The organism is Marinobacter sp. GH_1, assembly GCF_048595985.1.
Classification (GTDB): domain Bacteria; phylum Pseudomonadota; class Gammaproteobacteria; order Pseudomonadales; family Oleiphilaceae; genus Marinobacter; species Marinobacter shengliensis.
In genome coordinates, this window is sequence record NZ_CP184460.1 from 4,233,354 (window position 1) to 4,248,455 (window position 15,102).

Below are 15,102 nucleotides of genomic sequence, written 5' to 3' on the forward strand. Positions count from 1 at the left end.
CTGTTTTTCCTGGCTTTGTGCTACGTTTTAAGCTGAACCGTTACCGCAGGATACGCTTTACATGGCCTACTTCAGCAAGCACTACCATGCGCCCGGCACCGCCCCTGGCACCCTGGTCTCCACTGACTCCGACCATAAGATGTCCATTCACCTGATGGACTACTCGGGTGATCATGTTGAAGAACAACGGCTGGCCACAGCGGAGGAGTGCCAGGACTACCTGGAGCGGGACTCCAAAACCTGGATTCAGGTCAACGGACCGGTTGATGCCAACACGCTGCGGGCCCTGGGCGATATGTTCGATCTGCACGACCTGGCTCTGGAAGATGTACTCAACAGTGGCCAACGGCCCAAAATGGAACTGTATGACGACCAGGTGTTCCTCATCGCCGCCATGCCGATGTTTGATGGCGACCGGCTGGAAGTGGTCCAGGTCAGCCTGTTCGCAGGTCCTGGTTACCTGATCTGCCTGTGCCCACTGGAAGAAGACCCCTTCGAGCCGGTTCGCAAACGCATTCGCCAGCCCAATAACCGCCGGTTTACCTCTCGGGGCATCGACTACCTGCTTTACGCCATGCTGGACCTGATTACCGACTCCGCGTTCCCGGTGCTGGAAACCTTTGGCGACAAGCTGGAGGAGATGGAAATCGACCTGCTGGAGCATCCCCGCAAGCAAACCCTCACGGCCCTGCACCACCTCAAGCGGGAGCTGCTGATGCTCAGGCGGGTTCTCTGGCCCCAACGGGAAGCGCTCACCACCCTGATGCGCATGGAAAATTCATTGATACACCAGGACACCCTGATTTACTTCCGGGATTGCCAGGATCACAGCATCCAGATTATCGAACTGCTGGAAAGCTTCCGGGACATGGCCACCAGCATGCTGGATATCTACCTCTCCAGCATCAGCCAGAAAACCAACGACACCATGCGGGTACTGACCATCATCGCCACCATCTTCATCCCGCTGACGTTTATTGTGGGCGTGTACGGGATGAACTTTGAGCACCCGGACAGCCCCTGGGCCATGCCAGAGCTTGGCTGGTACTATGGTTACCCGATGGTGTGGGGGCTGATCATTGCCGTTACCGCCGGCCTGATCTGGTTCTTCAAACGGCGGCATTGGATGTAAACCCCGGCACCAGGCCGGGGTATATGTCCACAGGTTTCCTGTTAGCGCCCTGCCTCCATAACTTCAGGCTCGGGAATCACAACCGACATGGCGTTAACCGCCACGGGGTTGGCGGTTCCACCAATCGGGCCAACCCGCTCAGCGGTTCCTGCCAGAAGGTTGAGAGTATACAGCGTGGAGCCTGCGCCGGTTTCCGTTCTAAGGGCCGCGTAGGCGGTGCCGCTCTGGGCAATGTCCATGGTTTGCTGAATAGCGCCATCCATCGGCAATGCCAAACCCTCCAGCAAGCCGTCGCCCACCGCCACCAGAGCGCCATCGTTAGGCACCGCAACCCGCGCCAGGCCGCTGTTTCTGGCATCAATCACGTACTGGAAATCCAGGCTGGGGGTTACACCCTCAAGCTGCAGGGGCGCTGCACGGTAAGCCACCGCCACGGGTACCGGCACCATGGTGTCACCCAGGCGAACGGTGCCATCGGCAAAGGCAAAACCGGCGGCGCGCGCTTCATCCGCCAGCACACGGCCTTCATCCAGGTTCACCCGCAGGTTCTGGCCGGCATCGCCGATGATTCGCAGCAAATCTGCACGAGGGTTGAAGTCGATGTCGAAGCGCGTGCCGGACAGATCGGTGGCAAGCGTCGCGATCTCCGTTGCCTGTGCCTCTGGCGGCACAATGAGCGGATCGCTTTCTTCCAGGAGGTAGATTCGGCCACTTTGAGCAACAGCATACAGACCATCCTCTGCGCCCTCAGGACTGGTGGTGCGAAGATCGAAGCCAACAATCACGTCGCCCTCAACCAAACCGGTGACTGGCAAGGTTTCATCATATTCCGCCAGCGCCATGCCCGGCATCGATTCAGCCGGATTCAGCTCAACTATCCGAAGCACAAATTCATCGTCTGCGGACTGTTCGAACACAATGAACTCACGCAAGGCAGGCTCATCGGTAACATCATTCACCACCAGATCCATGTAGTTACCACCAGCCTCAGGGGCCGGCAATGGCTTAATCAGGGTGGTGGCTGCGGTCTCCGGGTTAATACCGTACAGGCCAACATTACCGTCCACCTCGAACACGGCGTAGTGCTCGTTCATACCGCCTTCGGTGGTAAACACGTTATAACCTTTAACATCCACCGATTCGGCATTCGGGAACAGGGCGCCAATGCGCGTTAGCAGGCCAACATTCGGGTTCTGCTGAAAGAAGGTGCGGGAGTCTGCGCTGATCACAAACATCTGCGTGCCTTCCTGCCCGGGATTCACATTGGTGTAGGCTGTAGCCACCACACCCTGGAGGTAGCCGAAAGTACCGTCTACCAGGGCTTGCTGCTGGGCGTTCTCAACCAGGGCCGGAGACCCCATGCGGAAATTCTGCCGGGCATCACTGATCAGGCGCAGGGCATTGGCGGCGGGATTGAAATCAATGTCGAAGCGGGCACCCGCCAGTTCACCAATACTGGCAGTGACAAGGGTGGTTTCTGCCGTCATGGGGTCAACCAGCACCAACTGCCCCATATCGGTCAGCGCATAGAGTTCACCGGAGGCCGGCCGGAAATCCAGCCCCACAACCGAGCCCGCCACATCCAGGGAGCCCACGGCCACAACCGTGGATGGATCAGACAGTGAGAAACGCACCAGGCAGGCGTTGTCTGCCGTCACCGCCAGCACATCGTTGGCTGTCAGCGCAGATAAATCCGCTTCAGCGTTGCACTGGAATGGCGTGTTTGCAGCACCGCCACCGGAGCTGCAAACACGCCAGCGCCACAGCGGCGGATAAAACCGATACGGTCATGAGTTTGTTATTCATCGCTCTAATCCCTAAGTTGATCGTAGTTTCTTAACCGCAAGGGATCGAAGAGCCATCAAACACAACGATGACCGCGCTCCCGACGCCTGCTCATCAAGCTACGGGGGCGGGATATGGAAAGTTTCAGTTCAGGTATCCGAGTCACGCGACGGGTTGGCTAATACAAGCATGTACGCAAGTAGGTGCCCTATTTTTCCGGCTCAATCGAGATATGCCGGTCCGGCGGCGGCAGGTTCGGTAGCATGGCCTCCACATCAACTGTGTAAGTAGAAAAGAACGGTTCCGCCGCTTCAATCAGAGCCGTCTCGGTTTTGAGGATACCGAGATAGACGGGCCATTCGGCGACGATCAGTTCGGTGCTGTACCGGTGCGGATCGATGTCCAGCAACTGTGCCATAAACCGGAATTCCAACTCGTTCATGACGATGTAATCGCACCGTTTGTGCAGAAACATGTCCAGCATCTGCTGGGCATTGTAGGCGTCATGGCGGCTCAGGTTGGTACCGACCCGCCGCTCGAGTTGATCGCTGTAAATAAACCATCGGCGCAGGCAGATGCTGCCCTGAAGGTCATCGAAGGAGCCCGACTGTCGGCCAGGTTGCGCGAACACACGGTCACGCCAGGTTAATACCGGCCCGACAGCGTGCATCTGGTCCGGCAGTGGCATCCACCGCGGGGTGGCGAAAACCGCATTGGCTCGCCCTTCTTCCAGCGCCCAGACCTGGCGGTTACGCGGCATCGGGTGGAACGCGACGGCGATACCGGCCTCCAGGCCAAAATTATTGATCACCTCGACCAAAATGCCCTTGTCCAGATTGTCACCGTAGTAAAACGGCAGAAAACCCTCGTCTGACCCCATAACCTGGAGTGTCTGGGTCAAAGCTGGAAGGGCCCAGAATAATGCGACGATAAGCAGGGTTATTCTCATTTCAGGCTCCGTCGACTGATCGATTCAGACAGGCAATCCGCAGCCCTCAGGCACTTGCTGGCCATTTTATAGTTGAAAGACCGAGCCAACCCGCCGATAACCGAGCTTCTCATAGTAGGCATCCTCATCTGAGAGCACATAAACAGGCTGGCTCGGATATTTATGCTTAATTTTTGCCAGCAGCTGTGAGCCATAGCCATGCCTCCTGTAATGTGGAGCAACATACAATTCACTAATGTAGATGCCAAAGCCATCCACCAAGGCACGGAGATAGCCGCAGATAGTGCCTGTGCTTTCGCACACTAAGGTTTCACTTTCGAGCAATACCTGCTTGAACGTATCAATTGCATCGTCGCTCAAAAACGAACTCCAGTCAGGCTCCTTACCTAACCCGGATTTCTCATGACGGGATAAAAGAAAGCGGCTGAAAGTGCTATGATTTCAAGAGCCTAACCAATCCACCAAGCACCAACAGCCGCTTCCAAAATGGTACCTGAAAAACTGACCTTCTCGCCACTCTCTCGCCGTCAAATTGAAGCCGACTTCTCCGGTGGCCACATTACCTCCGATGCCGGATTGCTCCTACTTCGCGAAGTCGACAAACAACACCAGCTCACTCAGCGCCTGGCTACGGTTCTGAACGATGCCCGTAATCCGGTACTGGTTCGCCACAAGCTTCAGACCATGATCCGGCAGCGGGTCTTTGGCGTGGCCGCCGGGTACGAAGACCTGAACGATCACGAGGCGCTACGCACTGATCAGGCACTTCAGACCGCGACCGGTGAAGATGCCATTCTGGCGGGCAAATCGACCTTGTGCCGCATGGAACAGCGCGTGGACCGGCAGGCGGTGGTCAAAGCCCACGAACTGCTGTGGCATCACTTCATTGAACAGCACGAGACTCCACCCAAGGAAATTGTGCTGGATTTTGATGGCACCGATGTTCCGGTGCATGGCGACCAGCCCGGCAAGTTCTTTAACGCCTACTACGATCACCATTGTTACTTCCCACTGTACGTGTTCTGCGGTCGCCATCTGCTGGTGAGCTACCTGCGCACCAGCAACCGAAGCGACAGCCGCCACAGCTGGGCCATTCTGGCCTTGCTGGTGAAGTTCATTCGGCAGTACTGGCCGGATACCCGCATCGTGTTCCGGGGTGACAGCGGCTTTTACCGTCCCCGATTGCTGAGCTGGTGCGACCGGAACAACGTGGACTATCTGGTCGGCATCAGCAAGAACAGCCGGCTGCTCAAGGAGGTAGACGTACCCTCGATGCTGGTTCGCAAGGCTCACAACGAACTGGGTGAAAAAGTCTCCGCCACCTACCGGTTCCAGTACCAGGCCCGAACCTGGAAACACCCCCGCTGGGTGATCGCGCGTCTGGAGGAAGGCGAACTGGGTGCCAACCCCAGGTTCATTATCAGTTCCCGTTACGACGACGGCGTTAAACTCTACTACGAGCAATACTGTGCCCGGGGTGACATGGAAAACCGGATCAAGGATCAGCAGTTGTGTCTGTTCGCAGATCGCACCTCCAGCACGCGGTGGTGGACCAATCAGTGGCGGTTGCTCCTGTCGGGCTTTGCCTACACGCTGTTCGAGCGATTACGGGCCCACTTGAAGAAGACGCCCTTCGAGAGAATGAGCGCCAGTAACCTGCGGCTGAAGCTGATCAAGGTGGGCGCGGTCATCATTCGCAACACTCGGCGCATACGGGTGTTGATGAGCGATGCCTATCCTTACAAAGACGAACTCTCTGACCTGGTGCGTCAACTGGTTCCGGGATAGAAGCCCGGGCTCCCCCGGCCCGACTCAATGGGGGAAAGGGGGCCGTGTGTCCGGACAACAGGAATTGATCGATTATTGATCAGTCACGGCCGCCAATGAGCGGTAATGGCGGTAACCCGCACAGTCTGCGAGACTTGCTGGGGACCTATGAGAAATCCGGGCTAAGAGCGCTATTAGCTCACCTTCGTGCTCTTTCTTGTAGTTTAGGACGCGGGCCATAGATATTCCCCTTATTCGCGAACGCCCGGCTTGCGCGCCGGTTTGCGGCGCTCAGGAGCGCCAGCGCAGGTACGTCCGACAACAGCCATTGGTTAAATGCTTGCATGCGCATAGCCATGCGCATAAGATCAGGCTTTGTATTCTATATCCTCTGGGAGGCCCCCATGGCCGAACTCTATAACTCAGCCGCCCCCAAAAAAGCAGCGAACCTCTCAATCAATAGCGACCTTTTGCGTAAAACCCGGGAACTGAACATTAACCTGTCTGCCACCCTGGAACGTGCTTTGAAAGAAGAGCTTTCGAAACGCGAAGCCGCTCGATGGGTTGAAGAAAATCGCGCTGCGATAAAAAGTTACAACGACTTTGTCGAACAGCATGGATGCTTCGGCGACGAATTCAGGGAGTTTTGATGGCACAGTTCGATGTGTACCCCAACCCGAGCAAAATCAGCAAGGCTCACTATCCTTACCTTGTAGATATTCAAAGCAGCCTTCTGAGCGATTTGGCAACTCGCATTGTTATCCCTTTGGGCAAACGTTCTGCCTTCGGTGGCGAAGCCATGCAAGGGCTAACCCCCGAAATCAGCTTTGCCGATCAGGAGCTGTTGCTGTTAACTCCCCAAATTTCCTCCGTGCCTGAAAAACATCTCAAAAGCCCGATTGGCTCTCTTTCACATTTCAGAGACCAGATTGTTGGAGCTTTGGACCTGGCTATCACCGGCATTTAACGCCCGGCTACTGCGCCGGTTTGGAGCCGCTAAGCGGCGGAAGATCGGTCGCTGTGCAGCCGATTGTTAAATCCTCTGACGTACGGTATCCTGTCCATGATCAACATCCTGTACAGGAGCAACCTTGTGGATGCCATCAGCTACACAGCCGCTAGAACCAATCTAGCAAAAACCATGGAGCAGGTCTGTGAAGACCATTCCCCTGTGATCATTACCCGGAGCAAGTCCCAGTCAGTGGTTATGATCTCCCTGGAGGACTATGAGGCGCTCCAAGAAACTGCATACCTTCTGCGCGCACCCAAAAACGCACGGCGTTTGCTGGAATCCGTTGCCGAGCTGGAGCAAGGCGGTGGTCAAGAAAAGGAACTTCTTGAATGAAATTCATCTTCTCCGAGAACGCTTGGGAAGACTATCTGTACTGGCAGAAAACCGATAAAAAGATTCTTAACCGGATCAACAAGCTGATCAAAGAGACCGAGCGAGAACCGTTCGAAGGCGTTGGCAAGCCAGAGCCCCTCAAGCACAGCCTCACCGGGTACTGGTCTCGCCGAATCAACGAAGAACAACGAATAGTTTACAAAGTCACGGATGACGCTTTGCTTATCGCCCAACTCCGGTATCACTACTGATCTAACGCCGAATCGCACCAGTGACTTCGACGTAGCGAAGCGGGGACAAAGGCATCCGAATGACGCGCCTGGTTAGCTGTTCCCAAGCATGTACGCACGAAGCTGCCGCTCCTCTCGCATGACATAGAGGACGAGAACCCGCTTCTTATCCTCACGATAAAAAATGCGACACGGTGGAACCACTACCTCCCTGTATACTGAATTAGGGAGCTCTGGAGGAATCCGTCCGGATTGGGGAAAATCTTCCAAGCGCTCGGTCTTATCGAAAACTTCCTGGACCAGATGACTTGCGGCAACAGGATTATCCAGAGCAATGTACTCAGCTATGGCATCCAATTCTTGAAGGGCAGGCTCCGTCCAGATTACTTCAGCCATTTACTCATTTTCTCCCTGGCCTCACTTTGGCTGTACGTTCTTCCCTCAAGTACAGCACGCTCTCCCCGTGAGAGCCCCTCAAGCAGCTCAAGTCGGCGCTGCATAAACTCGTAATCCTGCACATCGACAAGATATGCCGATGGCTGACCATGCTCCGTGATCAGTATCGGCTCCTTAGACAAGTGCAGATCTGCCAGAATCTTTGTGGCTTGGCGCTTGAGGTTCGTAACAAGCTCAACTTTCATGGGCTCACCCTAAATCAGACCAATAGTGACACTATAGTATCACTTTTCAGGTGGGGCAATCACAGCTAACGCCAGCCGTCACCGGTGACAAAGCCGGAGCGAAGCGGAGGTTTTGGCATCCGGTGCATGGCCTGGTTAGCTATCGATCCTCGTGCAAACGACCTTCCACATACTTATGAAGGATGCTGGCAACTAGTGTTTGGTATGGGATGCCTTCCGCCAGGGCTTTCTTCTGGAGCCCCCTAAGATCCTTGGAGGAGAGTCTGATGTTAATACGGGCATCTTTCTTGAACATAGCCTCGGCGTACTGTTGGTGCCGTGCTTTCCTTTCCTCACTTTCTGGCGACCGCTGCAGCTCTCCTGCATCAAATGCATCCAGAATTTCCTGCTCTTCTTTATCCAGCCTACTCATTTTGGACCTCCCAAATAGGTTTTGGTCGCTTTCCGGCTCGGGATGATCGTTTTCAGAAAAACCTCATCCTCTGACTCCACAAAGGGCACCAAATACGCATACCCCTCTATCTCAATCACATGAATTTGTTGCCCCGGATATAGCCCCTGATTCGGATGCTCGAACGTATCCAGGATGCCTCCAACCGAGATATGCAAAACCACATCCTCGAAAGAAACGTTCCTTTCTGCTTGGAGAAGCTTGTTCTTCTCTGGGTTCCATGTGATAGGTTTCATGTGTCAAAGAATAGCACATTGTGTGCTTTTTGTACTCACTAGCGCCAACGCACAACGGCGCCCTTGTAATGGAGGCGCTGCCGCAATGAAAAGGGCGTCCGGCGGCCATCGGCCGCGTATTGATGCGCCTTGTTAGTGATCATTTTGGTAGCTTCGAAAGCACCTTCCCAAAGGCTTCGGTAACTGCTTTCAAGGCGTGTTCGTCGATAACCTTTGAATCCTCGTCAGTCGTTGAACTCTGACCGAAGATCCGCTCAGCCAACTGCCTCTTAAGATCTTGTTGTTGCTGCGACTCCAAAGAGCTTATGAAAGGGTCAAAAGCCTTTACTTCCAAAGCAAACCATCTGGCTCTTTTTTCGTTGTTTCTGTGCCTCGTTGATTGCTGCGCAGAATAAGCTGCTCCCCACAAAAGAACCCCCGAGATAGAAAAGGCGATAAGCATTGTATGCCAAGGGAAACGGGGGTTCTGCGGTGGCTGTAGCTCAAAACTAACATCTTCAGGCCCTGCTTGATCTGTTTCCTGACCCTCATTATCACCTTGCGAAGTGACTTCACTTGAGACGGTGCTAAAAGCACTCCAGCTCTCTGAGTTATAAAAGAACGAAAACACCAGCCATATAACTGTAAGAACAATAAAGCTAACTGAAACCTTCCTCCACCGATCAGCTTGCTCCCTTTCTTCATCTGCGCTTTTAATATATGCCGCGCCGACACTGTCACCCGCAGTCAATTCATATAGGTCTAGTATCGATTGGTGTTTTGATTTTGCGTCTTCTATGATCCGATCTAACTCACTTTTTAGCCGGCCCCTCTGCTGGTCTAGAGCTTTATCATGGTTATCAAGAATTTCTTGAACTTCCTTATTTTTCTCGGAAGCGAAAGCATCCCGCCACTTGCTGAATTCTTGGCTTCGAGACTCTTGCGCAGAAGAGAATTGATTTTGCCAATCAGACAATAGTTTATTTAATTCAGCTTGCTTCAGCTCAATTTCTTCCGATAGAGAAATGAGTTTTTTGGCTTGCTCTTCAGTTAAAGAAGATAAATTGGTCAACTGAGCGTTGAGATCCTCTTTTTTTGCTGACAGTCCATTAATCGTGCTGTCTATAACACTATCTATGTAAGAGATTCTCTCCTGCGCTTCAGGGTCGTCAGAAAGGGACTGAATTATTGATAATTGTGTCAGCTGCTTGGAGACATGATCATTGATGGCGACTAAATGCGAGGCCTTACCATTTTGCGTATAGGCATTTACTTGGTTATTAACATTCTGATGCCTCAGATGATTGTTTAGCCCATCTAATTGATTAACCGGCACTATTTCAGGATCAACTGATGCCAATACTTGCCGATATCGCTCAATGATTTTCTTTAGACGACGTTGCTCCTCAACTTCTCCTTCAGATAGATTTTCAACATTGGAGCTTGCCGCGTTGTCCAGCCACGAAAGAGTTTCATGTATTGGATGTTTATCAAAGGCTTCTTTCCATCGATTCATTTCGTCTCCATAATACTTTTTCTTTCGTGGAAGGTATCACTAACGAGGCCGTAGAAAAACCCGATTCCGAGTCATTCCCAGCGCCTGATTCCTGTAATTTTTATCGCGGCCTTCAACTGGCCGATTCTCGTGATTTCTATATTCAGCCATCCGCTTTGGCCTTTTGGGGCTTTTGGCGCCGGCATTGCTGGTTTCCAGCAGGTGCTCTTCCGGCACTTCCGCTCTCAGCATTACGCCGCCATTCGCCCGTAATTCGCTAGCTTCTCAATATTGTGCACCAGGCAGTATAGCTGCCACTGGCCCTGCACTTTTTTCTTGCCCCGCAAACTGAAGCGATTAAGGCCCTTGTTCGTGCCGATGTTGCCGAACACCGGTTCCACCACCGACATACGGTGGCTGTAGATCTCTTTGCCCTGCGGGCTATCCACCCGGTGTTTCATCCAGTCGGTGTAGTTCGGCAGGCGCTTGTGCTCGATGGTGAACGACACTTGTCGGCCTTTGCCTTTCCGATGATTGGCGGCGTCCGGGTTCTGCATGCACTGATGCTTCCTCGGGCAATGACGGCATTGCAGTAAACGCCCCTGGAAATAGGCTCGGCTCTGGCCGTTCTGGTCTGCCCGGGTACCGTGGTACTTGAGGATTTCTCCCGCCGGGCAGATGCAGGTCAGGTTCACAGGATCGAACCGGAATTCACTGGCCGGGATGATCTCTTTCCAACCCGTGCTTGGCTGGTTCTGATGGCGCTTGCCGTATTTGTCTTTCTGGTTCTGGAACTTCGGGTCGCGGCTGCGGAACTTGTTGTCTGGCACGTAGCCGTTGATCTGCCGTTCGTGCAAGTACTTCATGTTGGCTTCGTTGGCGAAGCCGGTGTCGGCGGTGATCACAGTGCCCTGCTGATAAATGCTGTCAGCGATACCGAGCTTTTTGAAGCGGGCCTCCACGCTCTCCAGCACTGGTTGCAGGGTGTGATGTTCCTGGCCTTCGCCAAAGGCCTGGGCATCAATAATGACTTGGTGCTTCTTGTCCACCGTGGCCACGCCGTTATAGCCCTGGATCGTGCCCTTGCTGGTGGTCATCTTGGCGCTTTCGTTATCGGTGATGTTGCTCTTCACTTCCTTGTTTCGCTTCCCCCGGCCCATCCTTGGGCGGTTCGTCTTTAGGAAGCGGTCGACTTTCTTGGCAGCCTCATCCAATGACAGGATGGTTTTGGCTCGTCGGATATCCCGGTCCAGTTCGGCTTCGGTCTCTGCCTCGTCCCGCTCGTAATGGGCCTTGAGATGATGGCGAACCAGCCGGCGCAGTTTGGTGCGTTTCTCTTCCAGTTCCTTAAAGGTGCCGGACCATTCTTTGGCAGCATTCGACGACATCTTGCACCCGTCGATGGCGAAGAGTTCGTTGCCCAGCAGGCCCTGTTCGTGGCAGACCAACAATACCTGCTCGAATAGTTCTTCGATCTCATCCGAGTGGCTGCTGACGAATTTAGCCAGGGTGGTGAAGTGTGGAACCGTGTCGCAGGACAGAGCTTTGAAGATGATGTTAGTCTCGCAGCACCACTGCATCTCGCGGCTGGAGGTGATGCCTTTGGAGTAGGCGAACAGGATGATCTTCAGGAGGATCGCCGGATCGTAGGCCAGCCGGCCAGTGTCTTCGTTGCGGTACTTGGGATGAAACACCGCCAGGTTCAGTTTGTGCTCGATCAGGTAGTGCACCGCGTGTTCAAAGGTGCCGGGCTGGAGCTGTTCCTGGTAGTTGATGGCGACCATGGTGTCCTGGTCGTAGTTGTAGTGCTTGAAGCGGGGCGTCTGACCACTCCTTGTCCGTTTGCCTGATCCTATCAAAACACAGGGTGATTTCGGGGTTTTTCTACAGCCTCAACGCCAATATTCAGCGGCGGCCTTTACGTAGCGAAGCGAAGAAAAGGCCGTCCGGTGGAGGCCCATCAGGGCCGGAACGAACTGGAATGACTGGTTAGTCGTTCTCTTCGGAACTGTCCTCAAGATTCAACAAGAGGTCTTCAGGTTTTCCGTCCCATTTGTCACAGAGTACGTCAGCGACGGTTTGTATCTCTGTACCCATTTCGAACCTTTCCTCCTGCCAGCGTGCGAATAAGCTCCCTGTGCCAGAATTCTCACTTCGATTTAGGTAGAAAGAATAAGTATCGAGAAATAACTGCTCGAGATATTTGGCTATCCGATTTTCGCATTCATAAAAGGAAATGTAGATCTGATGATGATCTGGAAATCTCTCTTTTGTATGGCATAGAAGCCGATTAAAGGCATGGCCTTTTCCAACATAGACGCATAAAAGTGAATATATGTTGTGGTCTTGGCAGCTTCCTACGTCAATCCATAGATGGTACACACCGACCTTACCTTTCAGCCCAATCAGATAATCATTCACAGTGAGACGATCATCGGATTCTTCGATGAAATCTAGCGAGATTGAAGTACAGAATTCACTATGGTTTATGATTTCATCAACACTTGGTGCCGAAACTAGCTCTTTTTCGGCGATATCATCGAACTTGTGATATTCCGTGTCCAAACAGGGAACTTCTTGAACCTCACACTGAAACATGCATCTTGCTCCCACTGAGCCAGTACGACTAACGCCTTGGGTAAGCCGCCGGGACGGTCGAGTAGGCCCTGGGAACCACCCCCAAAGCCTCTCACAGAACCGTACGTGAACCTCTCGATTCATACGGCTCTTGTTATCCAACCACTGCCCTTGATCCTGCCCAGTGCGCAAATAGATCCGGCCGTCGCCGACGCAGTCCATTCACTCTCCGGGCAGCCTGTAACAGACCTCTGAGTTTCCGATACTTCCCTAATGCCCACCGGCTCAACCTCAGATCGAAATGAAACAGCACATTCCGAATGTAACTGCGGCCAAACAGGCTATAGTACTGCATCCAGCCTCGGAGGCGGGACTGACAGAATCGAGCGAACTGCCCGAGTTCTTTCTGTCGCCACCATTTCCAGGGCCACTCGTTGATCTGCTTGCGGATCTCTTTCGCTGCACTCTGGCTGATGGCCGCCGTGAAGTAGACTTTCTTTTGTCCCAACCGGTTGCGGATCAGCCGCGGTCGGAAGGTGTAACCCAGAAAATCAAACGCGATCTCCGGGTAGTCCCGCCGGTTGTACTCGCTCTTACAATACACAATCTTTGTCTTGCGGGGATGGAGCGTCAAGCCACACGCTGTGAATCGTGCCTCAAGGACCGATTTCAGTGCTTGAGCTTCCCGTTCACTGGAACAATGGCATACGATATCGTCCGCATAGCGTTCGAACTGGATGCCACCCCAGCGCTTCTCCACCCAGCGATCAAAGACGTAGTGCAGGAACAGGTTTGCCAGTAAGGGACTGATCACACCGCCTTGCGGCGTGCCCCGATCGCGTTCCTCCACGGAACCATCCGCCAACTGAACCGGCGCGCTTAGCCAGCGCCGGATGTACAGCTTCTGCCAGTCCTCGGTCACATGACGATCCACGGCCTTCATTAATAGGTTGTGGTCGATGTTGTCGAAGAAGCCTTGAATGTCCATATCCAGCACCGGGCCTGAGTCTGTTTCAGCGCATGGTGCGCTGACTTTCCCGGGCGGTAGCCGTAAGAGTCGGGGTGGAAGTGTTGTTCCAGTTCCAGTTCCGGTTCAATCAGCAGCTTGACCACCATCTGCGCAATGCGGTCGGCAACCGTTGGGATGCCGAGACGACGGGTTGCCCCATCCGCCTTTTCGATCTCCACGCGCAAAACCGGTGGTGGATGATAGCTTCCTGAGGACAAACGGTTCCAAAGCTTGTAAAGGTTATTGCTGAGGTCACCATCAAAGTCTTCCAGACTCTGATGATCTACCCCGGCGCTACCTTTGTTGGCTCGAACCCGCTTGTAGGCCTGATAGACCAAGGCCTTCGGGATGGTAAATGGTTTTGCCTGACCCTGACGGCTCCTCCCGGAATTCGGTTGGCCATCTAGATCCGACGGGATAACTTGCCCCCTTCGCTCCACACCCATTACAGGTGTTTCCACACTACTACGGGCCAATCCGTCCCTGTGTCCTGCATCGGGACTCTCGCCTCGTGGGATCTCCACTTGTGCTTCTCCCTTAACATCAGGACGACAGGTTCTCATGTTCCATACTCAAGCCTGTACCCAGGTCATGCCGCCTCAAGACCGGCTGCCGCTGTGTCCGTTGTGCCAGCTCACGTCACAGCTCATCCCGGGGAGACGCTCGGTCCCCGGTTCTGACAACATCTGTCTACATTTCGACCCCTCATCGGCGGTTCACTTTCGTTCATCTCCTTGGGTACGTACCTGACCGCTCTTGACGGCCTTTTCCCATGTCGCTCACGACCCGCACTCTTAATGCAAGCCGCACAGGGCGGTTTGATCCCGGTGTCTGGTCACCGAGACCGAGGGGCCTTCCCTCATCTTGAGTACAGCAAGAAAGACTGAAGTCTTTCGTCATGACACACGAGCGCAGCGTAGTACCGGTCAGCTTCACCCACTGGTTAACTGGCCTTACCACCATAGTAAGACCTTAGCACCTGATGACGGTGCTTGAAGATGAACCGGTAAACCGGTGCCAAAACGTATGCCAATACGGGTAACCTGCTTTGGAACTCGACGGTATCGGTGACCCGGCATGATCTTTCGTTGCTGACGATTTCCCGGTGATGTTGCCACACCTTATTGGTGAACGAACTCGATGCTTCGTTAAAGCCACGTAGGCGATCAATTTCCCGAAAAAAGAACTTGTGACGATCGATGGGAAAGAGACCGAAAAGAAGTATCCAGCTTGAAAATAGCTCTTTACCCGTAGGCCATTCAAAAATTGGTTTGCTTGACCAATCTGCGGGAGCTGTCATGCGGATAATAGGGCTAAGTTCTCTATTCACTCCCCTCATGGTGAGCAGCTCGGAAACATCTTCCGGACTGATTTTAAGATTGCTCGATACTTCAAATTTCACTCGAATCTTCCATGACAGTTAACGCTGAGGTAACCGGCGCCGGAGCGCAGCGGAGGGAACCAAAAGCGGTACGCTTTTGGCGTCCGGTTGACCGCCTGGTTAAT

19 protein-coding genes are annotated in these 15,102 nt (G+C 53.6%); 6 read left to right on the forward strand and 13 right to left on the reverse strand.

Translation table 11 applies throughout. The annotated features are described in order from the left end of the window. Positions 1–61 precede the first annotated feature (61 nt). Entirely contained in the window at positions 62–1,132 is a 1,071-nt protein-coding gene (gene corA, locus ACNSOI_RS19290; RefSeq protein WP_420194816.1) for a magnesium/cobalt transporter CorA, read from the forward strand. 41 nt (positions 1,133–1,173) lie between these two features. Here corA and ACNSOI_RS19295 read toward each other — a convergent pair whose 3' ends face one another. The 3 genes from ACNSOI_RS19295 to ACNSOI_RS19305 form a co-directional block, all read right to left on the reverse strand. Beyond that, a complete protein-coding gene (locus ACNSOI_RS19295) occupies positions 1,174–2,790 on the reverse strand; it encodes a DUF4394 domain-containing protein (RefSeq protein WP_420194817.1) in 1,617 nt (538 codons plus the stop codon). 335 nt (positions 2,791–3,125) lie between these two features. After that, complete coding sequence (locus ACNSOI_RS19300; protein ID WP_420194818.1) at positions 3,126–3,866, reverse strand: substrate-binding periplasmic protein; 741 nt, start codon at positions 3,864–3,866, stop codon at positions 3,126–3,128. A gap of 66 nt (positions 3,867–3,932) precedes the next feature. Beyond that, positions 3,933–4,226 carry a GNAT family N-acetyltransferase gene (locus ACNSOI_RS19305; RefSeq protein ID WP_420194819.1) on the reverse strand — a complete coding sequence of 98 codons (294 nt, stop codon included), beginning with the start codon at positions 4,224–4,226 and terminating at the stop codon, positions 3,933–3,935. A 126-nt stretch (positions 4,227–4,352) separates the two neighbouring features. Between ACNSOI_RS19305 and ACNSOI_RS19310 the strand changes: the two genes are divergently transcribed. The 5 genes from ACNSOI_RS19310 (at position 4,353) to ACNSOI_RS19330 (ending at position 7,229) form a co-directional block, all read left to right on the forward strand. Continuing rightward, complete coding sequence (locus ACNSOI_RS19310; protein ID WP_420194073.1) at positions 4,353–5,654, forward strand: IS1380 family transposase; 1,302 nt, start codon at positions 4,353–4,355, stop codon at positions 5,652–5,654. A gap of 383 nt (positions 5,655–6,037) precedes the next feature. Beyond that, positions 6,038–6,283 carry a type II toxin-antitoxin system CcdA family antitoxin gene (locus ACNSOI_RS19315; protein ID WP_319635244.1) on the forward strand — a complete coding sequence of 82 codons (246 nt, stop codon included), beginning with the start codon at positions 6,038–6,040 and terminating at the stop codon, positions 6,281–6,283. Then, a complete protein-coding gene (locus tag ACNSOI_RS19320) occupies positions 6,283–6,600 on the forward strand; it encodes a CcdB family protein (protein WP_203301045.1) in 318 nt (105 codons plus the stop codon). Before ACNSOI_RS19315 ends, ACNSOI_RS19320 begins: the two co-directional genes overlap by 1 nt. Before the next feature lie 126 nt (positions 6,601–6,726). Beyond that, positions 6,727–6,978 carry a type II toxin-antitoxin system Phd/YefM family antitoxin gene (locus tag ACNSOI_RS19325; RefSeq protein WP_012137510.1) on the forward strand — a complete coding sequence of 84 codons (252 nt, stop codon included), beginning with the start codon at positions 6,727–6,729 and terminating at the stop codon, positions 6,976–6,978. Continuing rightward, on the forward strand, positions 6,975–7,229 hold the full coding sequence (locus ACNSOI_RS19330) for a Txe/YoeB family addiction module toxin (protein WP_319635245.1): 255 nt from the start codon (positions 6,975–6,977) through the stop codon (positions 7,227–7,229). Before ACNSOI_RS19325 ends, ACNSOI_RS19330 begins: the two co-directional genes overlap by 4 nt. 72 nt (positions 7,230–7,301) lie before the next feature. Here ACNSOI_RS19330 and ACNSOI_RS19335 read toward each other — a convergent pair whose 3' ends face one another. The 10 genes from ACNSOI_RS19335 to ACNSOI_RS19380 all read right to left on the reverse strand — a co-directional run bounded on the left by ACNSOI_RS19335 (position 7,302) and on the right by ACNSOI_RS19380 (position 14,998). Continuing rightward, positions 7,302–7,604, reverse strand: coding sequence for a type II toxin-antitoxin system RelE/ParE family toxin (locus ACNSOI_RS19335; RefSeq protein ID WP_061332717.1), 303 nt, complete (start codon positions 7,602–7,604; stop codon positions 7,302–7,304). Continuing rightward, positions 7,592–7,849: a type II toxin-antitoxin system Phd/YefM family antitoxin gene (locus ACNSOI_RS19340; RefSeq protein WP_022992576.1), complete on the reverse strand. Its 258-nt coding sequence runs from the start codon at positions 7,847–7,849 to the stop codon at positions 7,592–7,594. Before ACNSOI_RS19340 ends, ACNSOI_RS19335 begins: the two co-directional genes overlap by 13 nt. 139 nt (positions 7,850–7,988) lie before the next feature. Next, positions 7,989–8,261: a hypothetical protein gene (locus ACNSOI_RS19345; RefSeq protein ID WP_319635247.1), complete on the reverse strand. Its 273-nt coding sequence runs from the start codon at positions 8,259–8,261 to the stop codon at positions 7,989–7,991. Next, positions 8,258–8,536, reverse strand: coding sequence for a BrnT family toxin (locus ACNSOI_RS19350; RefSeq protein ID WP_319635248.1), 279 nt, complete (start codon positions 8,534–8,536; stop codon positions 8,258–8,260). The genes ACNSOI_RS19345 and ACNSOI_RS19350 overlap by 4 nt, the downstream gene beginning before the upstream one ends. A 139-nt stretch (positions 8,537–8,675) precedes the next feature. Further along, the gene (locus tag ACNSOI_RS19355; RefSeq protein WP_420194820.1) at positions 8,676–10,031 is read right to left on the reverse strand and encodes a hypothetical protein; all 1,356 of its coding nucleotides are present in this window, start codon (positions 10,029–10,031) and stop codon (positions 8,676–8,678) included. A 230-nt stretch (positions 10,032–10,261) separates the two neighbouring features. Further along, complete coding sequence (locus tag ACNSOI_RS19360; protein ID WP_420195736.1) at positions 10,262–11,866, reverse strand: IS1182 family transposase; 1,605 nt, start codon at positions 11,864–11,866, stop codon at positions 10,262–10,264. Between the two features lie 133 nt (positions 11,867–11,999). Further along, entirely contained in the window at positions 12,000–12,608 is a 609-nt protein-coding gene (locus ACNSOI_RS19365; RefSeq protein WP_420194821.1) for a hypothetical protein, read from the reverse strand. A 133-nt stretch (positions 12,609–12,741) separates the two neighbouring features. Next, a complete protein-coding gene (locus ACNSOI_RS19370; protein ID WP_420194822.1) occupies positions 12,742–13,575 on the reverse strand; it encodes a reverse transcriptase domain-containing protein in 834 nt (277 codons plus the stop codon). Beyond that, positions 13,530–14,057, reverse strand: coding sequence for a hypothetical protein (locus ACNSOI_RS19375; protein WP_420194823.1), 528 nt, complete (start codon positions 14,055–14,057; stop codon positions 13,530–13,532). Before ACNSOI_RS19375 ends, ACNSOI_RS19370 begins: the two co-directional genes overlap by 46 nt. A 482-nt stretch (positions 14,058–14,539) precedes the next feature. Continuing rightward, on the reverse strand, positions 14,540–14,998 hold the full coding sequence (locus tag ACNSOI_RS19380; RefSeq protein WP_290621517.1) for a hypothetical protein: 459 nt from the start codon (positions 14,996–14,998) through the stop codon (positions 14,540–14,542). Positions 14,999–15,102 lie beyond the last annotated feature (104 nt).

What these genes read in the sequence shown, in the direction of transcription:
- ACNSOI_RS19340 (WP_022992576.1), bottom strand. Translation starts at nt 7,849, where the DNA reads ATGAAAGTTGAGCTTGTTACGAACCTCAAGCGCCAAGCCACAAAGATT.
- ACNSOI_RS19355 (WP_420194820.1), bottom strand. Translation starts at nt 10,031, where the DNA reads ATGAATCGATGGAAAGAAGCCTTTGATAAACATCCAATACATGAAACT.
- ACNSOI_RS19300 (WP_420194818.1), bottom strand. Translation starts at nt 3,866, where the DNA reads ATGAGAATAACCCTGCTTATCGTCGCATTATTCTGGGCCCTTCCAGCT.
- ACNSOI_RS19345 (WP_319635247.1), bottom strand. Translation starts at nt 8,261, where the DNA reads ATGAGTAGGCTGGATAAAGAAGAGCAGGAAATTCTGGATGCATTTGAT.
- ACNSOI_RS19335 (WP_061332717.1), bottom strand. Translation starts at nt 7,604, where the DNA reads ATGGCTGAAGTAATCTGGACGGAGCCTGCCCTTCAAGAATTGGATGCC.
- ACNSOI_RS19365 (WP_420194821.1), bottom strand. Translation starts at nt 12,608, where the DNA reads ATGTTTCAGTGTGAGGTTCAAGAAGTTCCCTGTTTGGACACGGAATAT.
- ACNSOI_RS19315 (WP_319635244.1), top strand. Translation starts at nt 6,038, where the DNA reads ATGGCCGAACTCTATAACTCAGCCGCCCCCAAAAAAGCAGCGAACCTC.
- ACNSOI_RS19370 (WP_420194822.1), bottom strand. Translation starts at nt 13,575, where the DNA reads ATGGACATTCAAGGCTTCTTCGACAACATCGACCACAACCTATTAATG.
- ACNSOI_RS19330 (WP_319635245.1), top strand. Translation starts at nt 6,975, where the DNA reads ATGAAATTCATCTTCTCCGAGAACGCTTGGGAAGACTATCTGTACTGG.
- ACNSOI_RS19310 (WP_420194073.1), top strand. Translation starts at nt 4,353, where the DNA reads ATGGTACCTGAAAAACTGACCTTCTCGCCACTCTCTCGCCGTCAAATT.
- ACNSOI_RS19350 (WP_319635248.1), bottom strand. Translation starts at nt 8,536, where the DNA reads ATGAAACCTATCACATGGAACCCAGAGAAGAACAAGCTTCTCCAAGCA.
- ACNSOI_RS19320 (WP_203301045.1), top strand. Translation starts at nt 6,283, where the DNA reads ATGGCACAGTTCGATGTGTACCCCAACCCGAGCAAAATCAGCAAGGCT.
- corA (WP_420194816.1), top strand. Translation starts at nt 62, where the DNA reads ATGGCCTACTTCAGCAAGCACTACCATGCGCCCGGCACCGCCCCTGGC.